At 34.1% G+C, this 19,968-nt stretch carries 15 protein-coding genes and 1 pseudogene; 4 read left to right on the forward strand and 12 right to left on the reverse strand.

The genetic code is table 11. The features are described 5' to 3' along the window. The first annotated feature begins 53 nt into the window (after nucleotides 1–53). Entirely contained in the window at nucleotides 54–941 is an 888-nt protein-coding gene (locus I862_RS05170) for a DMT family transporter (RefSeq protein WP_038539667.1), read from the forward strand. An 18-nt stretch (nucleotides 942–959) separates the two neighbouring features. On the opposite strand, the gene I862_RS05175 is transcribed toward I862_RS05170, so the two are convergent. The 10 genes and pseudogenes from I862_RS05175 to I862_RS05210 all read right to left on the reverse strand — a co-directional run bounded on the left by I862_RS05175 (nucleotide 960) and on the right by I862_RS05210 (nucleotide 13,666). Beyond that, nucleotides 960–1,235, reverse strand: a complete 276-nt coding sequence (locus I862_RS05175; RefSeq protein ID WP_158499273.1) for a hypothetical protein — start codon at nucleotides 1,233–1,235, stop codon at nucleotides 960–962. Then, nucleotides 1,232–1,696 (reverse strand): DNA polymerase III subunit chi, encoded by a 465-nt coding sequence (locus tag I862_RS07900; RefSeq protein WP_052646479.1) that lies wholly within the window; start codon nucleotides 1,694–1,696, stop codon nucleotides 1,232–1,234. The genes I862_RS05175 and I862_RS07900 overlap by 4 nt, the downstream gene beginning before the upstream one ends. Continuing rightward, nucleotides 1,689–6,191 carry an NAD-glutamate dehydrogenase gene (locus tag I862_RS05185; protein WP_084173798.1) on the reverse strand — a complete coding sequence of 1,501 codons (4,503 nt, stop codon included), beginning with the start codon at nucleotides 6,189–6,191 and terminating at the stop codon, nucleotides 1,689–1,691. The genes I862_RS07900 and I862_RS05185 overlap by 8 nt, the downstream gene beginning before the upstream one ends. Then, on the reverse strand, nucleotides 6,188–6,454 hold the full coding sequence (locus I862_RS07905) for a hypothetical protein (RefSeq protein WP_052646481.1): 267 nt from the start codon (nucleotides 6,452–6,454) through the stop codon (nucleotides 6,188–6,190). Before I862_RS07905 ends, I862_RS05185 begins: the two co-directional genes overlap by 4 nt. A gap of 58 nt (nucleotides 6,455–6,512) precedes the next feature. Continuing rightward, nucleotides 6,513–7,601 carry an LPS export ABC transporter permease LptG gene (gene lptG, locus I862_RS05190; protein WP_158499274.1) on the reverse strand — a complete coding sequence of 363 codons (1,089 nt, stop codon included), beginning with the start codon at nucleotides 7,599–7,601 and terminating at the stop codon, nucleotides 6,513–6,515. Between the two features lie 119 nt (nucleotides 7,602–7,720). Next, nucleotides 7,721–8,464 (reverse strand): RNA methyltransferase, encoded by a 744-nt coding sequence (locus I862_RS05195; protein ID WP_038539677.1) that lies wholly within the window; start codon nucleotides 8,462–8,464, stop codon nucleotides 7,721–7,723. 6 nt (nucleotides 8,465–8,470) lie between these two features. Then, a pseudogene (gene dnaE, locus I862_RS05200) lies at nucleotides 8,471–11,629 on the reverse strand (DNA polymerase III subunit alpha); the annotation flags it as partial. A 14-nt stretch (nucleotides 11,630–11,643) separates the two neighbouring features. Next, nucleotides 11,644–11,877 (reverse strand): PHP domain-containing protein, encoded by a 234-nt coding sequence (locus I862_RS08710; protein ID WP_052646483.1) that lies wholly within the window; start codon nucleotides 11,875–11,877, stop codon nucleotides 11,644–11,646. Nucleotides 11,878–12,108: 231 nt separating this feature from the next. Then, nucleotides 12,109–12,867 carry a P-type conjugative transfer protein VirB9 gene (gene virB9 / locus I862_RS05205; RefSeq protein WP_038539680.1) on the reverse strand — a complete coding sequence of 253 codons (759 nt, stop codon included), beginning with the start codon at nucleotides 12,865–12,867 and terminating at the stop codon, nucleotides 12,109–12,111. A 79-nt stretch (nucleotides 12,868–12,946) separates the two neighbouring features. Next, nucleotides 12,947–13,666: a VirB8/TrbF family protein gene (locus tag I862_RS05210; protein WP_038539683.1), complete on the reverse strand. Its 720-nt coding sequence runs from the start codon at nucleotides 13,664–13,666 to the stop codon at nucleotides 12,947–12,949. 247 nt (nucleotides 13,667–13,913) lie between these two features. On the opposite strand from I862_RS05210, the gene I862_RS05215 reads away from it, so the two are divergent. From I862_RS05215 to I862_RS05225, 3 genes are all read left to right on the forward strand, one after another. After that, nucleotides 13,914–15,707, forward strand: a complete 1,794-nt coding sequence (locus I862_RS05215) for a DEAD/DEAH box helicase family protein (protein ID WP_038539685.1) — start codon at nucleotides 13,914–13,916, stop codon at nucleotides 15,705–15,707. A 46-nt stretch (nucleotides 15,708–15,753) separates the two neighbouring features. Continuing rightward, on the forward strand, nucleotides 15,754–17,112 hold the full coding sequence (locus tag I862_RS05220) for a DEAD/DEAH box helicase (RefSeq protein ID WP_038539689.1): 1,359 nt from the start codon (nucleotides 15,754–15,756) through the stop codon (nucleotides 17,110–17,112). A gap of 136 nt (nucleotides 17,113–17,248) precedes the next feature. Next, nucleotides 17,249–17,782, forward strand: coding sequence for a hypothetical protein (locus I862_RS05225; RefSeq protein ID WP_038539693.1), 534 nt, complete (start codon nucleotides 17,249–17,251; stop codon nucleotides 17,780–17,782). Nucleotides 17,783–17,849: 67 nt separating this feature from the next. On the opposite strand, the gene hscA is transcribed toward I862_RS05225, so the two are convergent. Beyond that, nucleotides 17,850–19,367 carry a Fe-S protein assembly chaperone HscA gene (gene hscA, locus I862_RS05230; RefSeq protein ID WP_052646484.1) on the reverse strand — a complete coding sequence of 506 codons (1,518 nt, stop codon included), beginning with the start codon at nucleotides 19,365–19,367 and terminating at the stop codon, nucleotides 17,850–17,852. After that, a complete protein-coding gene (gene hscB / locus I862_RS07915; protein WP_084173799.1) occupies nucleotides 19,354–19,947 on the reverse strand; it encodes a Fe-S protein assembly co-chaperone HscB in 594 nt (197 codons plus the stop codon). The genes hscA and hscB overlap by 14 nt, the downstream gene beginning before the upstream one ends. Between the last annotated feature and the right edge of the window lie 21 nt (nucleotides 19,948–19,968).

Raw genomic sequence — 19,968 nt, forward strand, 5'->3', positions numbered from 1 at the left:
TTACTGATATTAAGTATGTAAACTTTAAAAGGTAACAGGCTAAATAATTGATTATGCAAAAGAATTACAACCTGGCCATCGGCTTAAAATTTTGTAATATATTATTATTCACTATTATGTCGGTTTTAATGATCACCTTAGGCAGTAAGCTGCCTATTATACAGATTTCATTTCTGCGAGTATTGTTCGGCTGTTTTGTGGCTTATCTTTATCTACTTATAATTAAACAGAAAATCAGTTTTTCATTAGCCCCGAAGGTTTTAGCAGCTTATATATTACGCGCCGTTTTAAATTTTGCTGCACTTGTTTTATGGGTTAAGGCTCTACATTTACTCGGGCTTAATGAAGCAAGTGCAGTAAGCTATATGGTACCTATTTGGACTACCCTACTTGCCACCCTTTTTTGCGGAGAAAAATTAAATTTAAAATGTGCGGGGGCAATTTTAATTAGCTTAATTGGAATGGTTATCATTCTAAAGCCTGACATTTATGAATTTAAGGTTGAAGGACTGATTATTGCTTTTGCTTCCACCCTTATGTGGGCAGGATATGACATAACCTGTAAAAAGCAAACGACTACCGAACATTATATGCTTCAGACATTTTATACATTTATGTGGTCATCCATAATAAGTTTTCCGTTTGCCCTATACTATTGGCAACCGGTGGAAATGATTGACATATTTGATGCTTCAATTATCAGCGTTATAGGAGTTACTAATGTTACCGTATTATTTCTCTCTTATAAATTTGCCCCCATCACGGTTCTTATGCCGTTTAGTTATTGCCGGTTAATTTTCATGGGCATTGCTTCCTATTTTGTATATAATATATATCCCGGCTCACATTTAATAATCGGAGCTTGCGTCATAGCTTCAGCCAGCTTTTACATCTTTATTGAACAGAAGAAAGGCAAACTTCAGGTTGAAGCCAAGTCTTGAGGGGGAATTACGACATATTTAATTATTATGTCCTTTTACAAGCTCACCATTCACAATTTTTGCCGGAATATATAAACCTTCAGTTTGGTAGTAAAAATTAGTGAAGATAAATATACAAAAGCATATTAGAGCAATTACCATACCGGTAATAAAAGCTTTATATAATTCTTTTGAAAAAAACTTAGGTTGTTTATTGCCGTATCTTAATGCTTTTCTATTACTGTAAATAAATGATACGACATATAATAATAACGGCAATACAGCAGGTAATAAAAATAACATTATTCTACTCATAATAAACTCTCTGATTTTATCCATTGGCTTTTTTGATCTTGGGTAATAAAGTTACATACTCCCCCCATTTCATTAATTTTTTTTATTTTATCTTTAGTTATATTAAGAGTCTGCTCATTATAAAAAAACAAATATTTTTCAAAATTATTAAGGTTGGAAGGGATATAATTTTCTGCAACAACAGCAATAAAATTAGCTTTTATAATATTATCCTGTTCAGAAGTAGTTATATATATAGGGTTTCCTTCTCTTAGCCCATCTTTATAGGTAGCATGGGGCAGAAAAGAAAGCTGGCTATATACCCATAACAAATCATCTAATGAGCTTATTTGCTCATCATTTGCAGCAAGCAATACAATCCTATTCCCTCTAGTCACTATACTTTCCAACAATTTGGGCAATACTTTAAAAAAGTTTGCCTCAGGAATCTTATAAAAATTTACTTCTTTTTTGCTAGGCATTCATTAGCTCCTTAACTCTTCTTACCGCAATAATTAATAATGATACCCAAGAATCGGAATGACTGGCTTTAAGCTCGGAAATAAATTGGTTATATTGCTCCTTATCCGAGGTCTTAACTAAACAACATGCATCTATGCTATCATCGATTATTTTAACAGTTTCTTTTTGCAGCAATATTTCCTTCTTAGTCAATTCCATATGTATATCTTCAATTTCACTAATAATTGACCTTAAAGCAACATTCTCAATATACTGGTTAGATGTATATTTTTTTGCCTGAGATAGCATCCAGTTCAGGTGCATTTTTTCGCCCAGTAAATAAAATGTTTTAGCGACTTTAAGCACATCCTCTTCTATATTATCAGCAATAACTACTATATCACATGCGGAAACCGCGGCCTTAAGCGTAATGATACCATCCATTAGTTCCGAAGGTATATCATATCCATCAAACATATGAGTAAACGACTCAATTTCAGAAAGTAAAGTATTTGAAACCAGATCATTATAATTAGATAATATTTGATCTACACCGGCTTTATATTTCTTAACTATGTCATCTAAATTATTTAAAGAATGATTATGTCTTAAAAACCAACTAATATTCCTTTTAAGTAAATTTTGGAGCTCCTTAAATAGTAATATTTTAATTTGCGGCGGTACTTTTCCGGTTAGATCTTCCACCAGTTTCCAATATTTGGATATATCGAATATTTCTCGTATAGCTGTAAACGCTTTGATTAAATCTTCCGGGTCATGGCTTGTATCGTCAAGTAGTTGATGGAAATAACAGCAACCAAGCATATTTACAAAATCATTGGTCATCATGGTTGCAACAATCTTGTTTTTGAGTTTATGCTCAACAATTAAATCTTTAGATTTTTCTCTTAACACTGTTGGAAAATACTTAAGCAAATATTTATAAAAGAACTTATCTTTTAAAAAATTATATTCGGAAAGCATATTAAAAATTGAATTTTTAGAATAAGCTATAAGTACGGAAATTTCAGGTCTCGTCAGTTTACCTCCCTCTGCTTTTAAGGTAGATATCTGCTCTATAGAAGGCAAAAATTCTATATCTCTATCCAATTCTTTTTTAGACTCCAAGCGCTTGATCAGCCATGCATGCTGATCCAAATTCTCACTTCCTCTCTCTTCTTCAATGCTGATAATCTGAGTTTGTTTCATATTATCCTGTAAAACCAGCTCAGAAACTTCATCCTTCATTTGGTCAAGAATAATATTTCTTTCCTCTAAAGTAATTTTAGAGCTATTCAAAGCTTCAGAGAAAGCTATCTTAATATTAACTTCATGATCGGAGCAATCCACACCTGCCGAGTTATCAATAAAGTCGGTATTAATTTTTCCGCTTCTCCTTGCATACTCTATTCTACCTAATTGAGTGAAACCTAAATTTCCGCCTTCACCGATTACCTTACATCTTAAGTCTTTACCGTTGACTCTTAAGTTATCATTGGCTTTATCACCGATTTTATCATTAGTTTGGCTGGTAGCCTTCACGTAAGTACCGATTCCTCCGTTCCACAACAAATCAACCGGCGCTTCTAAAATAGCTTTAATTAATGCATCGGGTGATAATATATCTTCCGTAATATCTAATGCTTGTTTAATTTGTGGAGATAATTTAATTGTTTTTTCAGTCCTACTAAATATTCCTCCTCCCTCCGAAATCAGCTTAGCATTATAATCTGACCACTGTGAGCGCGGCAGATAAAATAGCCTCTCTCTTTCTTTGAAGCTAGCCTCAGGCTCAGGGTTTGGATCAATAAAGATGTGCATATGGTTAAATGCGGCAACCAGTTTAATCTTCTCGGATAATAACATCCCGTTACCGAACACATCTCCGGACATATCGCCGATTCCGACCACAGTAAACGGATCTTTTGCAATATCCATTCCCAGTTCTCTAAAATGTCTTTCAACCGATACCCATGCCCCCTTAGCTGTGATACCAAGCTTCTTATGGTCATATCCCGCAGATCCTCCCGAAGCAAAAGCATCGCCGAGCCAAAAATTATATTTTAAAGAAACTTCATTGGCATGATCAGAGAATGTTGCCGTACCTTTATCTGCTGCAACCACAAGATAAGGGTCTTCATCATCAAATCTTACTACATCATTAGGCGCTACTACCTTTCCATCCACTATATTATCAGTAACATCCAATAAACCGCTTAAGAAAGTCTTATAGCAATCAATTGCCTCTTGAAATACTTCTTCTCTACTCATGTTAGGTGTTGTACTTTTAAGCACGAAACCTCCCTTAGAGCCGACAGGAACTATTACGGCATTTTTTGTCATTTGAGCCTTCATAAGTCCTAAGACTTCAGTTCTAAAATCTTCCGAACGGTCAGACCACCTTAATCCTCCCCTTGCTACTTTACCTCCCCTTAAATGCACGGCTTCCACTCTTTTTGAAAATACAAAGATTTCCGCGTAAGGTTTAGGCAATGGAATATCCATAACTTCCGATGAAGTAATTTTTAGTGATAAATAATCTTTATGCTGGTTGTTCTCATATGTTTGGAAGTAATTAGTTCTTTTAGTTGCTTGTATTATATTTAACAAGGTTTTGATAACCTTATCTTCAGTAATGCTTTTTACCGCGGCAAGTTTTTCATTAATGTGAGCAATTAGTTTATTTATATCTGCTTCACTTCTCTCTCTATTCGGATTAAACATTAGCTCGAACAACTCAACTAATAACTTAGTAAGTTCATAATTATTTACCAATGCATCTACAACATATTCTAAAGTGAACTGAAAGTTAATTTGCTTTAAATATTTTGAATATGCTCTAAGAAGGTTAGCCTGGCGCCAGTTAAGGTTACTGAATAATATTAAGCTATTAAACCTATCATCTTCAATGCTTTGATCCCATATTTTATTTAATGCTATTTCTATATTGCGTTTAAATTCATTGGTTAAATTAAACTCCGATAATTTGAATTGAAGCCTAAAATGATGGATATAAAATTCTCTAACCGCTCCTAAATCTTTTAATGAAACTTTAAATGTTAATACATCCGAGGCAAAGAAACCAATATGTTCTAAAATAGGCAAGGTAGATGACAGTGCCAATCTTTCATCGGGAGAAAATATTTTTAGCTGAAGTACTCGTTTATCCGATTCCTCATGCTCATAAAGATTAAATTTTACCGCATTGTCCTGTAATGAAGATTCTAATATTTCGATATCGCTTACTGCTTCTTTAGCAGTAAAGCTTGATGTATACTTAATATCAAAGGCATCTTTATATATGACATATTTAGCTTTTGCGTCTTTGCGGGAATATTTTTGCCCTAATGCATGCAATAGATAATCACCCCAGACACTAATAGCTTTTACTATATTTTCTTCTATCTCCGTAACATCATAGAGGGGAAGATTATTCGGCTCGGTTTTTAAAGTTATTTGCAGATTTGCAAGCTGTGATTCACTAATGTTTACATGCTGACTGGAGATCACTCCGTTAAAGACATTGCAAAGCATACTTTCAATCGTTTCTCTTACTTCCGTACTAAATCTTGATTTTGGAATAAAAATTAAGCAGGTAATAAATTTTTTGGAAGTATCTTGTCTTACAAATAGCTTAACTTTCGGCATCAGTGCTAATGAAACTATTCCTTTTGCTGTCTCTAAAAGCTCATCTTCATGCATTTGTATTAACTCCCCTCTCGGGAAATTTTCAAGTGCGGTCACCAGCTCTTTACAATTATGGCTATATTCCGGGTATCCGTATTTCTCAATTACGTTAAAAACTTTTTTTCTGATAAGCGGGATGGTTTTGACGGATTGGTAGTAAACCGAAGAAGTAAAAAAGCCTAAAAAATCAATGGTACGGATACATTTTCCTTTGTCATTAAATTGTTTAATTATTACATGATCCATATGAGAGGTTCGGTGTACAAGCGAGTGCCCATCCCATTTCGTAATAAATAAAACATCTTCGGATTCATATTGACCATCAAAATGAGATTCTTCTAAATAATAAGCTTTATTTTTTAACCCTCCCATAACGCTATCTTTCTGAGGGATTACCGAAGAATTTATAATCTTAGATTCATAACACCCGACAAATACGAAATTACCATTAATTAACCAGTTTAAAAACTTAATATTTTCTTCTTTTAACTCGGGGTCTTTGCTTAATTTATTATTTTCAATCAGCTTTTTAGCATCTTCCATTTTTTGACGCATCGGCTGCCAATCATTAACGGCAAGATTAACACACTCTAGAACTTGCTCAATTATATGATAGAATGAGGCAAGATATTCATCTCCACACCATTTAGAGATGTGGAATTGTATTATTGATTCTTTGCTGCTGGTTTTACTTTCTGAAAAGCTTATAAAATGCCCATCTTCTTCCCTTGCAATCATTACTGCCTGGTGAGTGATCAAGTGAATATCAAAATCTTCAATTTTTAATTGGTTGCTGATTGAATCAACTAAAAATGGGATATCCTTTATTTACCACTTCCCAGGATAATTTGCTCTTTATCCTTATTAGGTTTGTATATATGGAGTTTTGTTTCTTCATCTTTTTTGCTTTGCATCAACCTAAACGTTGAGGCGGCGGCCTTAAATAAATAATCAGTTTCAAATAAAGATAATTCATCGTACGGCAAGCTGGAATAAAGGATTTTTATGAACTGTTTTAAATTTTTATCGTTAGTCTTGAGTGTTAATTGCTCAATTACAAGCTCATTATTTCCTAAATCATTTTGTGCCATAAAATTTTCCCTCATTATTTTGTCAAAACCAATTTATTTTCCAACTATATTTCTATTTTTACCCGTCTTCATAGTGTAACACAAGATAAAGTCCAATTGTAAAACATATTAAAGTGGGAGCAATAGCAGAAAATATAACTGGTATGTTCCCTGCAATACCGATTGCATTTATAATATCAGATAAGAAATAAATTAAAAACCCGACCATAATACCTAAAAACATAAAAATCCCTACCCTTCCACTTCTTGAAGATTTAGTAGCAAAAACCAGCCCGATTAGTACCATTGAAAGATAAAAGAACGGAGATACCACAATTTTGAATAAGTAATTTAAATGTCTAAGGGTTGAAAACCCTGATTCTTGTGTAGTTTTTATAAAGGAAGGTAAATTATAAATTGAAATGGTATCCGGAGATATTACACTTTCCTGAATTTGTAAAAAGCTGATTTTGGTCGGCATTTGATATGCATCCTTATGCTCAAATGAATAATCTGTATTTGATATATCTACATCTGATAGAAGCCACGATTTGCCGTCTTCCAGCTTAGCTGAATTAGCATAAATCCTAGTTAAAAACTTATAATTTTTATCAGCCAGAAAGAAGGTAACTTCAAATAGTTCCTTAGTTTCTTGGGATACTCTCATAGCATGAATAATTGTATTTCCTTTTTTATAAGCTTCTTTTAACCATAGCCCGTTTTTAGATATAGCAATTGTGCTTGAGTGACCTTTCAAATGTATTGCTTCCAGCCGTTCAAATTTCCCTAGCATACTACTGCCTATAGGGTTTAAAAAAAGAACGTTTATTACCCCGAAAACAAAAGCAACGGTTACTGCAGGAAATATAAATTGCCAAACTGACATGCCGTATGATCTTGCAACTATAAGCTCGGAAGATTTGGTAAGATTCGCATAAGTTAAAATAGTGGTAAGTATAAAGATAAAAGGGAAAGTCTTTTCAACATGATAATAATTTCTTAAAGTCGCTAATTTAAAAATCATACTCATACTTAAATCAATATTATATGAAATTTTTACTAACTCCATAAAATCAAAGATCAGCATCATTATCGAAACAATAAGAAGTATAACCAGAAAGTAAGTAATGTTTTTCTTTGCTATATATTTAAAAAGGATTAAGGGCACGGAATTATTCAATTACAAACTATATATTTATTCTAATTTGAATATAGTCAAATTGGATTAGTTAATCAAATAGAAAGCCCGAATATAGCTTTAAAAATATATAAGTATTAATTTCTACTTTAATTTATTAGGTTGCTCTCAGAAGTAAGAGCTTTTATAATTCCTCGCATGGTTCTCACCTCTTGCTCCGTCATCTTGGCTTTTATAAAAGTATTTCTAATATTTTGGAACATTCTTTGCTCCTTTTCCTTTGCTTTAAAGAAATCTTTTTTATCAAGCTCTTGTTTTAAATGCCGGAAAAGATATTCCAGTTCTGCCTTATTAGCTAGGCCTTGTACTTCCGAGCTAGTTTTTATTTCATTCGGAAGCGAGATAGAAAGCTCATAAGCGATAACACATGCAGCTTGCGCAATATTTAACGAGCTATTTATTGCAGAAGTTTCTATAGAGCAAAAAATATCAGCACATATAACTTCTTCATTAGTGAGCCCGCTTCTCTCCCTACCTAGCAGAATACCAACTTTACCACCATTTCGGACAATATTGCTACCTACCATAATCGGCAGGTCTTCAGGCTTACAAACTTCTTTTTGCATATCTCTTTTTTGTGCTGAAGTAGCAACTATAAAATTAAGATCCTCAATTGCTTCATTTAAGTTATTAAAGACTTCTGCACTATCTATAACAAATTTGCCGTGTGCGGCAAGCTCACTTGCTTTAGCATTCGGCCAACCGTCACGCGGTGAGACAATCCTAAGTTTAGTGAAACCGAAATTACTTATTACTCTGGCAACTGCCCCGATGTTTTCTCCCATCTGCGGCTCAACAAGTATGAAATAAATATTATCCACCCGATTTTTCATTTTAGACTATTCCTCTATAATTTCTAAAGCGCTTGAATTTCTCAGCATAGAAATTTTTTCTCTATCAATAAAGATAGGTTTGTTATTTTTAAAAAACACTTCACCTTCACCATCAATACATACTGCAAGTTTAATAGGTATACCTATTTCCGTAATACTATCTTTTATTATATTTATAGCCTGTTTATCTTTGATGGTAATTTTTAAAGTAGTTTTCACATCTTTTAAAGCATCTTCAATATATGACATACTATCAATGATAATCCTTAAACCTGTATTATCTTTTTTTGCATCGGCGACTATAAACACTACCTTCCCTACCTCCAATAATCCTTCTTCATTATATTGCACCAGTTGCTTTTCATCAAAGATTGAAACGTCAAATAAACCGGTCTTATCCGATAGTTGGATAAAGGCAAATTTACCTCTTGCTGAAGACTTAATTTTTTTAGAAGTTATTACACCTGCAAAATTTAGTTTAGAAGATTTACTCCCTACCCTACTATCAATTTCACAGGCGAAAGTAATATTCATTTTTCTTAATTTTACTGCATATTCTTCAATCGGGTGAGAAGAAAGATAAAAACCGAAAGCTTCAAATTCAGCTTCTAAAGTTTGTTTGGTATTCCACTGCTCTACATTTTCCAGAAATATTTTTTGGTAGGCGATATCTATATCTTCGAATAAACTTGCCTGCTTTGTGGATGCATTTTCTTCCTGCATGGAAGTCCAGCTAATGATTTTTTCCACACTTTTAAATATACTTTTTCGGTTGGTGTTAAAGCAATCAAATGCACCGGCTTTAGACAAGCCTTCCAACATCCTTTTATTAAGATTACGCAAGCTGGCTTTAATTAAAAAATCTTCCAGATCCTTAAATTCTCCTTCTTCTTTTCTAATCTTTATTATTTCCTCAACTGCTTTTCTACCCACATTTTTAATTGCAGATAACCCATATCTGATTGCTTTATCTTCTATTACAAACAAAGCTTCGGAATGATTTATCGAAGGAGGCAAAATCGTAATATTATAATTTCTTGCGTCATTTAAGAATAAATTAATCTTATCAGCATCATCTATCTCTAAGTTTAGTGAAGCGGTAAAAAACTCCAGCGGATAATTAGCTTTTAAAAATGCAGTTTGGTATGAGATGATAGCATAAGCCGCAGCATGCGACTTATTAAATCCATAGCTAGCGAATTTATCAATTAAATTAAATATTTCTTCTGCTAAATCTCGATCTATTCCGTTTTTTACCGCGCCATGAATAAACACTTCCCGGTTGGCATCCATTTCAGCTTGGATTTTTTTGCCCATTGCCCGTCTTAACAGGTCAGCTTCGCCTAAAGTGTAGCCGGCGAGTGCCTGCGCTATAATTATTACCTGCTCTTGGTAGACAATAATACCGTAGGTTTCTTTTAAAATTTCTTCTAATTTAGGGTGAAGGTATTGCGGCTTTTCATAGCCGTGTTTTCTATTAATATAGCTAGGTATGTTATCCATAGGTCCCGGCCTATAAAGTGAACCTAAAGCAATTAAATCCTCAATTTTATCCGGTTTTAATTTTTTAATAGTCTCTTTCATTCCAACACTTTCAAATTGGAACACACCTACTGTTTCACCTCTAGAGAGTAGCTTAAAAGTTTTTTTATCCTCTAATGAAATTTCGCCTATATCAAAGCTTTCAGTCTCTTTTTTATTAATTAGATCACATGCCCAAGAAATCACGGTAAGAGTCTTTAGACCTAAAAAATCAAATTTAACTAAGCCGGCATCTTCCGCCGCTTTCATATTAAACTGAATTATAGGCATCGGTGAATTATCGTCTCTATAAAGAGGCACAACTTCAACAAGAGGCCTATCTGCAATAACAATACCTGCGGCATGGGTGGAGACGTGCCTGTTCATTCCCTCAAGCTGCAAACCGATAGATAATAACTTTGCAATAACCGGATTAGTATCTCTTTGACCTTGCAGATCCCGATCAAGATTAATTGCCTGGCTTAGGGTAACCGGGTTAGCAGGGTTATTAGGAACCATTTTACAGATTCTGTCTACCGTCATATAATCCATTCCCAAAACTCGGCCTACATCCCTTAAAACCGCCCTAGGCTGGAGCTTCCCAAAAGTTATGATGTTTGCAACTCTATCTTCACCATACTTTTCTTTTACGTATTTTATCACTTCTTCACGTCTTTCCTGACAGAAATCTATATCAAAATCAGGCATAGATATTCGATCAGGATTTAAAAACCGCTCAAAGAGAAGCCCGAACTTTATCGGATCTAAATCAGTAATGTCAATTGCCCAGGCAACCAATGAACCGGCACCCGATCCTCTTCCGGGGCCTACCGGAACTCCGTTATTCTTACTCCATTTTATAAAATCCGAAACTATTAAGAAATATCCTGCAAATCTCATCTTAATGATTACCGAAAGCTCAAAATCTAATCTTTTAAAATACTCCTCTTCATCAATAGTGTATTGTAGTTTAGCAAGCCTCTTTCTCAATCCTTCTTTAGCAAACTCGGATAAAATTTCATCTTCATTAGCTTTATTTGCAGTTGAGAAACTAGGCAGTAACGGCTTACTAGTTTCAGAATACACTAAACATTTTTTTGCTATATTAACCGTGTTCTCGATTGCTTCCGGGAGATCCTTAAACAGTTCAAACATTTCTTCTGTGCTTTTGAGATAGCAATCCTTACTTACACTCGGCCTTTCCGTCTCTTCAAGCTTTCTGGCTTCTGCTATACAGTATAACGCATCTTGCGCTATATGCATTTGGGGGGTTAGGAAATATATATCATTTGTGGCAACTATTCCTAGCTCCAAGTCTTGTGCATATTTTAGAATATTTTGCTCAAACTCTTCGTTATAGGTATCAACATTCCTTTGCACTTCTATATACAAATCGTCCTTAATCCTTTTCTTCAACTGCTCAAGAAATATTGTCCCGTCCTCAAATTTATTATCAAGAACATATTTGCCGAGTACACTTTCTTTACCGCCCGTAAGCGCAATTAGGCCATCTATATTTTCCAAGAAATAATCAAGGCTAACATTGGGATCTTCTAAACTATCACTGCTAAGGAATGAGTGACTAACAATCTTCATAAGATTTTGGTAGCCCTGCTTGTTTTTAGCAATAAGCAGCACTTCACCTAAACTCTTCCGGTTTAGAGTTGTTTTTTATCATATTCAACTTTTACAATGCATCCTATTATAGGTTGCACACCTGATTTTATACATGCTTGTGAAAACTCAAGTGCACCGAATAAATTTTTATGGTCGGCAAGACATATCGCCGGGAATTTATATTCTACGCATTTTTTCGCCAGTTCCTTAATTTTTACGGCACTCATCCCGAGGGAATAATCCGAATGTGCCCTTAGGTGGATAAAAGTTTTCATCACTTTATTAAAGTTGTTTTCGGAGAAGATATTACCACAAATATTTTACTAGTTAACTGATAATATTTAAAGCATTGAGGGTTTTGTAATTCGGTAATTAAACTTTACTATTAGTTACTCTTATTTGTTTTTTTATTTTTTCTTCACCTTGCTGCTTATAAAGATAAAGCAATATCCTATCATGTAAGCCCTGAACTCCATATTCCTCTCCTTTTATTAGCTTTGAAGCAACTACCTCTTCTTAAGGTCAGCTTCCATAAGCTCATTAAATACACATAAAGTATCAACCCCGTGGCGCAGGGTAAACTTGGGAGCGACCCTTTCAATCACTACGTACTCACCCGAAACTCTATAATTAATTAAGCCTTCATTACCTTTGTCATCCACTAGGAAAAAAGCAGGAATTTCAGCATTTATATTTCTGAATTTAAAGTAAGTAAACTCCCCATCATCAAATATTAACAACGGTTCTATTAGCCTCGCATTACCGCTTATAGTATATTTAAAGTTATATAATTCAGGTTTAGATAAATCAGGCCCGGTGTTTGAGCTAACTTGTTTAATACCCCCTATAGTGCCGTCTTCAGGATAAACAAACTTAACGACGAACGATAGCTCATCATCGCTTATGCTTTTCGCATCTTGGGCATGCATTTCAAAGAAATACATCCTTTTATTGGTAATTACCGTCATATTTGTAGTTGCGTCATCTTCTACAGGCTTAATAAATATGCGGTTACCTGCAGGGACAATCTGCCAAGGAGTCGGTGTTCCCATGGTAATGGTATCTATCTCTTCATCTAAGCCGAATTCAATTATAGATTGATAAAAATAATGACCGACGAACTTAAACACGGTATTCGGCATATAGTTTATAATCTTTATTCTTTTTTCATTACCTATCGGGCGCGGAGTAGATGTTGCATTTGCTTGGGCGGATAACATGCTCAAACAAAGTGAAAAAAGTAAAAATATCCTAATAATTTTCATGATAAAGTAAAATTTTAATCCTCAAATATTTATGTCATAAAACATATGTTGTAAGCAAGCTTTAATTATTTCATTTATACTAATTATTTTGCTTGAGCTCCGAATTATCATACTTAGTAATAGTAAATTCCACTTCGGACTTATTATCTAAAATATTTTCAATATTACTCATACTAAAAGTTATACTTGTCTTCCAAAATGAAACTTTTTCTTCTTTATCGGTTTGTTCTATGGCTTTATAATAAACTATAGCTGATTCAGGGTTAACGGAATTTTTCGGAAATTCTATATTTTGAATTTGAATTATTCGCTTGATGCTGTCTTTATATTTAATTATAGGGCTATCCGGGTTAGTAGTGGTATCGATATAATCGACATAATCACTAAATATTTTCCTTGAAGACAGTTCCCTCACCCGCCTTAACAGTTCTTTCCACGCCTCTTTATCATTTACTACTTTAAAGTCATATTCTTCACGTGATTTTATATAGGCGGAAGCAAAATACCTGGCCACCGAAATCGTAACCGGCTCACTACCCTTTGATACCGGGATAATTTTTGAATAATATTTAACCTCATCTTCCGAATAGAGGGGGAAAGGATAAAGTTTTTTTATATTATCAATCATCACTGTTTTAAATATTACTATAGTAAAAATAACGGAAAATATTGCGATAATTCCTATATAAGCTTTTTGAGTATAAGAGTATAAATATTTTGAGGCATACCATTCCTTGGAGTCATTAAAGTATTCCCCGTTATCAATCATTTTTGCTATTATCTGCTTTGCTTCATCCATCTGCTAAATTTTACTTTGTTTATTTGCCTATATAAATAATATCCCCTGTTTTTTATATTAGGGCAAATGAAAAATCACTATTTAAAATTAAAACTTTAAAACGCCTTTGTTCTTAACTATTGCATATCAGCCCTCTAAATTTTCAATTAATATTATAAAAATGCTATCAAATTGCTAAGAAAATGTTATTAGTGGGTGTAAAGCTCGCCTCTTTAAGAGTATGAAACTTTAAGTTTAGAGTAGATGAATGCATAATAACTTATCACAAGCCAAAAATATTATCGACTACTGGTCTTGGGTGGAGCGTTTTACTCCTCCTACATTATTTGACAACGATAGCGCGATAAAAACGGTTTTAGGGGATCAGGAAATACCGTGGCTTAATCCTGACTATTCCGAGGATGAAACTCATACCTGGCTTTACAGCGTTTATGTAGGGGTAATTAATTGCAAAAATATAATTGAAAAGTTAAAGGCGGAACTTGGCTCCGAGTTAATCGATTCCAATTCTAAAAATGAGGAAAGCGAGTCATACCTGTTTTGTTTTGAAGTTGATATTAACGGTCATCCCATAGGGGACTCGATTGCTATTCCGGATTATGTCGCTTCCATGGGGTGTTTGATAAAAGTCAGACATCTTACTCCTGATATATGGCTGGATAATTTTGATCCGATTAAAACTAAAATTGAGGAAATGCTTAAAAATATTTTTTGCAATTTACGGCAACCTGATACTCAAGCACCTCTAAATTTTACTCTATTTGAACAAATGGTGGGTGCCGTTAAACAGATAACCGAGTGGAAGGAACTACTGTACGATGTAAAAAATCAAGTAAGAATAGATATACGCAAAATTGCTAAACCTAAAAATATACAGGATAATTCAATAGAGGAAATTGAAACTGAGTCGGAAAACGAATCTTTAAAACTTTTCAATAGTTTCTTTTTTAAAGATTTAAAATCAATTTCAGATGATATGAAAAGAAATGAACCGTTAGGCGAAGTTCTATTGGAGTATCTTAATATAGTTCCCTGCCCGCCTAAAGCGGATATCAGAAAAGATAAAACCCTTTTGCAAACTCTGCTGTCACCTAATAATTTAGCTGTCGCTCGCTGGCCGGGAAAGGGAGATCACCCGTTGGTATTAGGACAACAACTTGCGGTAAACACTCTGTTTAATTCAAAAACAGAGATGTTCTCGGTAAACGGCTCTCCCGGTACCGGTAAAACTACATTATTGCGGGATGTTATTGCTAATATTGTTGTCTTACGAGCACAAAAATTAGCTGCCCTTAATTCTCCGGACGATGCTTATACTGGAAGTGAAAATGTTTGTATTGCAAATTATAATTATAAAATTTGGAAACTGAATGAAGAGCTTTTAGGCCATGGTATAGTTATAAGCAGCCCTAATAATGCGGCAATTAAGAATATTACGACGGAGATTCCGCTTGCCGGTGCAATCGATGATAAATGGGGGGCAGATTACTTCTCAGAAGTAGCATCGCACATATTCGGTAAAAAATGCTGGGGTTTGACTGCAGCGCCTCTCGGCAGTTCAAAAAATGTTAAAGAATTCTTTAACGCATTTTGGCCGATACACCCTAAAGATAAAACTTTTAATAAATTATTATTAGATAACAATGCAGACTTTGAAGACTGGCAACAAGCTAAGGAAAACTTTTTAGCTTGTATAAAAAGTTTTAATTCAATTCAGAATGAGCTGAATAACATTGAAAAATTTTTAAAAGAAAAAGCCCAGATACTGGATTGTTTAAATACTATTAAACTAAAGCATAATGATTTGACTAAAGAAATTAAATCGGTTGACGAAAGTAAGCAAAAAATATTTCTCAAAAAATTAGAATTAGAAGATAAAATATCAGAACACGAAAAGGCTAAAGCGTATTTAAAAGAAATAAAGCCTTCATTCATAAAAAGAATATTAAACTTTTTCTTTGACCGTAAAAAAAATTTAGAATGGGATACAAAATATAATCAAAGAATTCAATTATTAATAAAACTTTCAGATAAAAAGTAGTAAGCTAAATACCGCTTTAAGTAAGAATGCACAAGAACTAAAGCACTTGAGCAATGACTTAAGGCTCTGTGAGACTGAAAAGCAAAATATATTGGAAGAACTTAATAGAATCAACAATTCCCTTTTTTCCGCTAAAGAGATAATTGGAGATAACTTCCCTGATGATGAATATTGGGCATTGGAAGATGAAAAACTACAAAAAACTTCACCTTGGAATTTTTCTGACTTGCATGAAATAAGAGCTAAAATTTTTATTGAAGCACTAAATCTGCATAAAATTTTTATTTTATATAATAGAGAAAAAATTGCTAATACTCTGAGAGCTGCTCGCCAAGTCATAGCCGAAGGAAAATTACTCTATGACAAGATGCATTTAATACCTCATATTTGGGAAACTTTTCATTTAACGGTTCCTGTGGTTTCAACTACATTTGCTTCATTTTCCAAACTATTTAAGGGTATGGGCAATAATACGATCGGTTGGCTGCTCATAGACGAAGCCGGGCAAGCTATGCCTCAAATAACGGCAGGAGCTTTGTTTAGAGCGAAGAGAGCAATGATAGTGGGGGATCCGCTGCAAATAGAGCCGGCTGTGACTATCCCGGAAGTAATGTCATTGGTACTTAGAAAATATTTTAAGGTTTCAAATAGTTGGGATCCGTACAATCAATCGGTTCAGACATTAGCGGACAGAGCTAACCCGATAGGAACGGTACTGCAATCAGGAGGGAAAGAAAACAGTCATTGGGTAGGTGCTCCCTTAAGAGTGCACAGAAGATGTAATGATCCTATGTTCACTCTGTCAAATTCCATTGTCTATGATAACCTTATGATTTACGCAAGTAACAATAAACCTTTGCAGGTTGACCTAAAATTATCCGATAGTTTGTGGGCGCATGTCACTTTAAATGGAGAATCAAAAAATAATTGGTCTAAACCGGAAGGTGAGGTCGCATTTGACTTTTTAAAGCATATTAATAAATTAAATGATAAGGTAATTAATTTAAGGTCTACTTTCGTTATTTCCCCTTTTAAGAACATGAAACAAGGTTTTCGAAAACTTCTTAACGAAGATCTGGCCTACAAGAAGCTTTTTAATAACAAAGTAGAATTTAATCGGTGGATGAAAACAAACGTCGGGACAGCTCATACTTTTCAGGGAAAAGAAGCGGAAATAGTAATATTTATACTAGGCGGCAGTTCCAAAAGGGCTTTACAATGGGCTTCAAAAAATCCTAATCTATTAAATGTCGCTTTAACTAGAGCAAAGAGAGCTATATACATTATCGGGGATTTTCATATATGGTCAAAGATGAATTATTTTAATCAACTAGCCGGAAGTCTTCCGATAAAACCTTATAATGAAAAATTATTGCCCTATAAGAAAGGGGGGCAAAGCTCATAATTACACGGCTTTTAAAGCCGATCTCACTTACCGATTATTACTTAGAATAAAAATTTTAAAATTACTCATATTTGTTAACTATTTGTTAACCATTTTATATTAGCTTCTGATTTCTAGATAAACCACAGAGGGTAAAATGGCAACCAAGACTAATAAAACACAAGCAGAATTACTTATAGTTAACAGATATATGGAGTCGCTTCTTCCATTATTTAAAGAAGCCGTCGTTAGAGATGAATGGGATGGGCTTACAGGGTCTAAAAAATTCATTAATAATATTGAAGTTTTTACCGAGAAGAAAGGAGATGCAGCAAAGAATCAAGCATTTGAGGGGTTCTTCAAAGCAATAACAGAAATTGTAATTTCAAAAGATGATAAGACAACCGCACTTAAAGAATTTACTAAAAAATATATGGATTTTACTCTGCAGTTATCGAAGAAAAGCCCGGAAATGTTTACCGGAGAGAATGCTAAAGTCGCACAAACATGTAAAAGCGTAATGGATCCAAAACAGAAAACTACTTTTGAGAAAAATTTAGGACTAAATAATAAAGTTGAGAAAGATTCACTTGTTAATAAACATTTAGGTGCTGATAAATTGAAACCGGCTACTTTTGCGGAAAGAGTTATTCAATCAAGAGAAGAAGGCTTACAGCAAACGGCAAGGTAAGGATAGTGACTGCACTTATCCTCCGAATTTTATTAATAGAATATAATCTATATAAGAAGTATTTTTTTCAAATGACATTATTTTTTTGCAACAAACTAAGTACTTCTTCTTCCTTCAAGCCGTATGCAGGTTTAATTTCAATTTCCTGCTTAGTTTCTGTAAGCTTTTCATAAGCGGTTACCGTTAAAATTCCGTCAGCATCAATTTTGAAAGTAATCTCTATTCTCGGTTCTCCGGCCGGTAATTGAGGCAGGCCTTTAAGCTCAAAATGAGCAAGTGACCTACACTCGGAAACCTTCTCACTTTCCCCTTGGATCACATGTATTTTTAACCCGGTTTGGCCATCACTATGTGTGGTATACATTCTTTTTTGCTGCGTAGGTAACGGGGAATTCCTAGGAATAATTATTTCCGAAATGCCCCCCATAAGTTCTATCCCTAAGGAAAGAGGTGTAACATCAAGAAGGATATTGTCGCTTCCATAAGTTAAAGCTTCAGCCTGAATAGCAGCCCCCAGAGCTACAATTTCTTCAGGGTTGATTGTATCTAACGGCTTCTTATCGAAAGCTTGAGTTAAAGCCGCTTTAACATAAGGAACTCTGGTAGATCCGCCGACCAGAATGATTTCACTAATATCGTTAACCTCAATTTCCGCTTGCTTTAAAACATTCTTAAATATTTTAATTGTCTTACTGATATAAGGCTTAATTAAATTATTAAACTCAATTTGAGAAAGAGAATATTTTTGATTTAAAATTTCACCTTGCCAGTGAGTGTTATCAGTTAAATATTCTTTTATCTTTCTTGCTTCCCGTAGGTAAACCTGAAGGCTATTAATATCAAGCTTCTGATCGGTAAAATAGGTTATAATTTCTTTATCAAGCTCATCTCCGCCGAGCTCAACATCTCCACCCGTAGCTAAAACCTGGAAAATTCCTTTCTCAAGTCTAAGTATAGAAACATCAAAAGTACCACCCCCGAAATCATATACGGCAAAAATTCCTGATTCATTTTTATCTAAGCTATAAGCAATGGCTGCAGCCGTCGGCTCATTTAATAGCCTTAAAACTTTAAGGCCGACAATTTGCGCGGCATTCTTAGTGGCTACACGTGCAGCATCATCGAAATATGCCGGAACAGTTATTACCGCATTTTCTACCTTTTCTCCCAAATATTCTTCTGCTCTTCTTTTTAATTCTTTTAAAATCTCAGCAGAAATTTCAATCGGGTCTTTAACAGTATTATTAATATTAAGTTGAATTAAGTTTTGGTTAGAATTCTGATTAATATCATATGGCAGATGCAAACCTTTGATATCTTCTATTCCTCTCCCCATCAATCTTTTTATTGAAGAGATATATGTGCTGTGGTTTAAAGCATCATTTCCCACGTAGCTGCGGTTATTATCAAAAGCGACTATAGAAGGTAAAATTTTTTCACCGCTCATCTTATCTGCAATTATTACAGGTTGCCGGTTCGAAGAAACTGCCGCCAATGAATTAGTTGTACCTAAATCAATACCTATGCTTTTACCGATCGGGTAGCTTTCTGTTTCTCCCGGCTCTTGAATATCAAATAGTATCATTTATTAAATCAAGCTTATTTATAATTTCCAGTTTAAAACGTGTATAGAATTTAAGTTCAATATATATTGATAAAGCCTGATTATAAAGCTCTTTTATAAAATATTCCGTTAAAAGCTTATAAGCGTTATTTTCTTTATATGAAACCTCTTCTAATAATTTCCGTATAGATCTTTCATCCTCACTTGATTCAAGGCTCTCTCGCCATTCCATTGATTCAAGTAAAAGATGTTGCGGCACTTCCTCTTTATCAATATCAAAGCCTTTTAATTTAAGTAGATATTCCGCCCTCAAAAGCGGTGTTTTTAATACCTTATACGCTTGGTTAATAAGTGCGCTATTATTTAATGCGATGCTTTGTTCTATTAGGCTTTGATTAATAAATTTATCAGGATGAAAACACCTTTGCAGCTCAAACAGCTTTGTATCTAATTGCTTTATATCAATATTATAGTTTTCGCTCAGCCGAAAAACATCAAAGTAGCTTAAAGCTCTAATCGGTAAAACTTTATTACATTCTGAGCAAAAGTGCTCCTGTATTGTGCTATGACTACAGTGCGGGCAAACTAAATTATTCATCATATAATGTGCTATTAACTGATT

Origin of the sequence: endosymbiont of Acanthamoeba sp. UWC8, assembly GCF_000730245.1 — a bacterium.
In the GTDB taxonomy this organism is placed as follows: Bacteria; Pseudomonadota; Alphaproteobacteria; order Rickettsiales; family Midichloriaceae; genus Jidaibacter.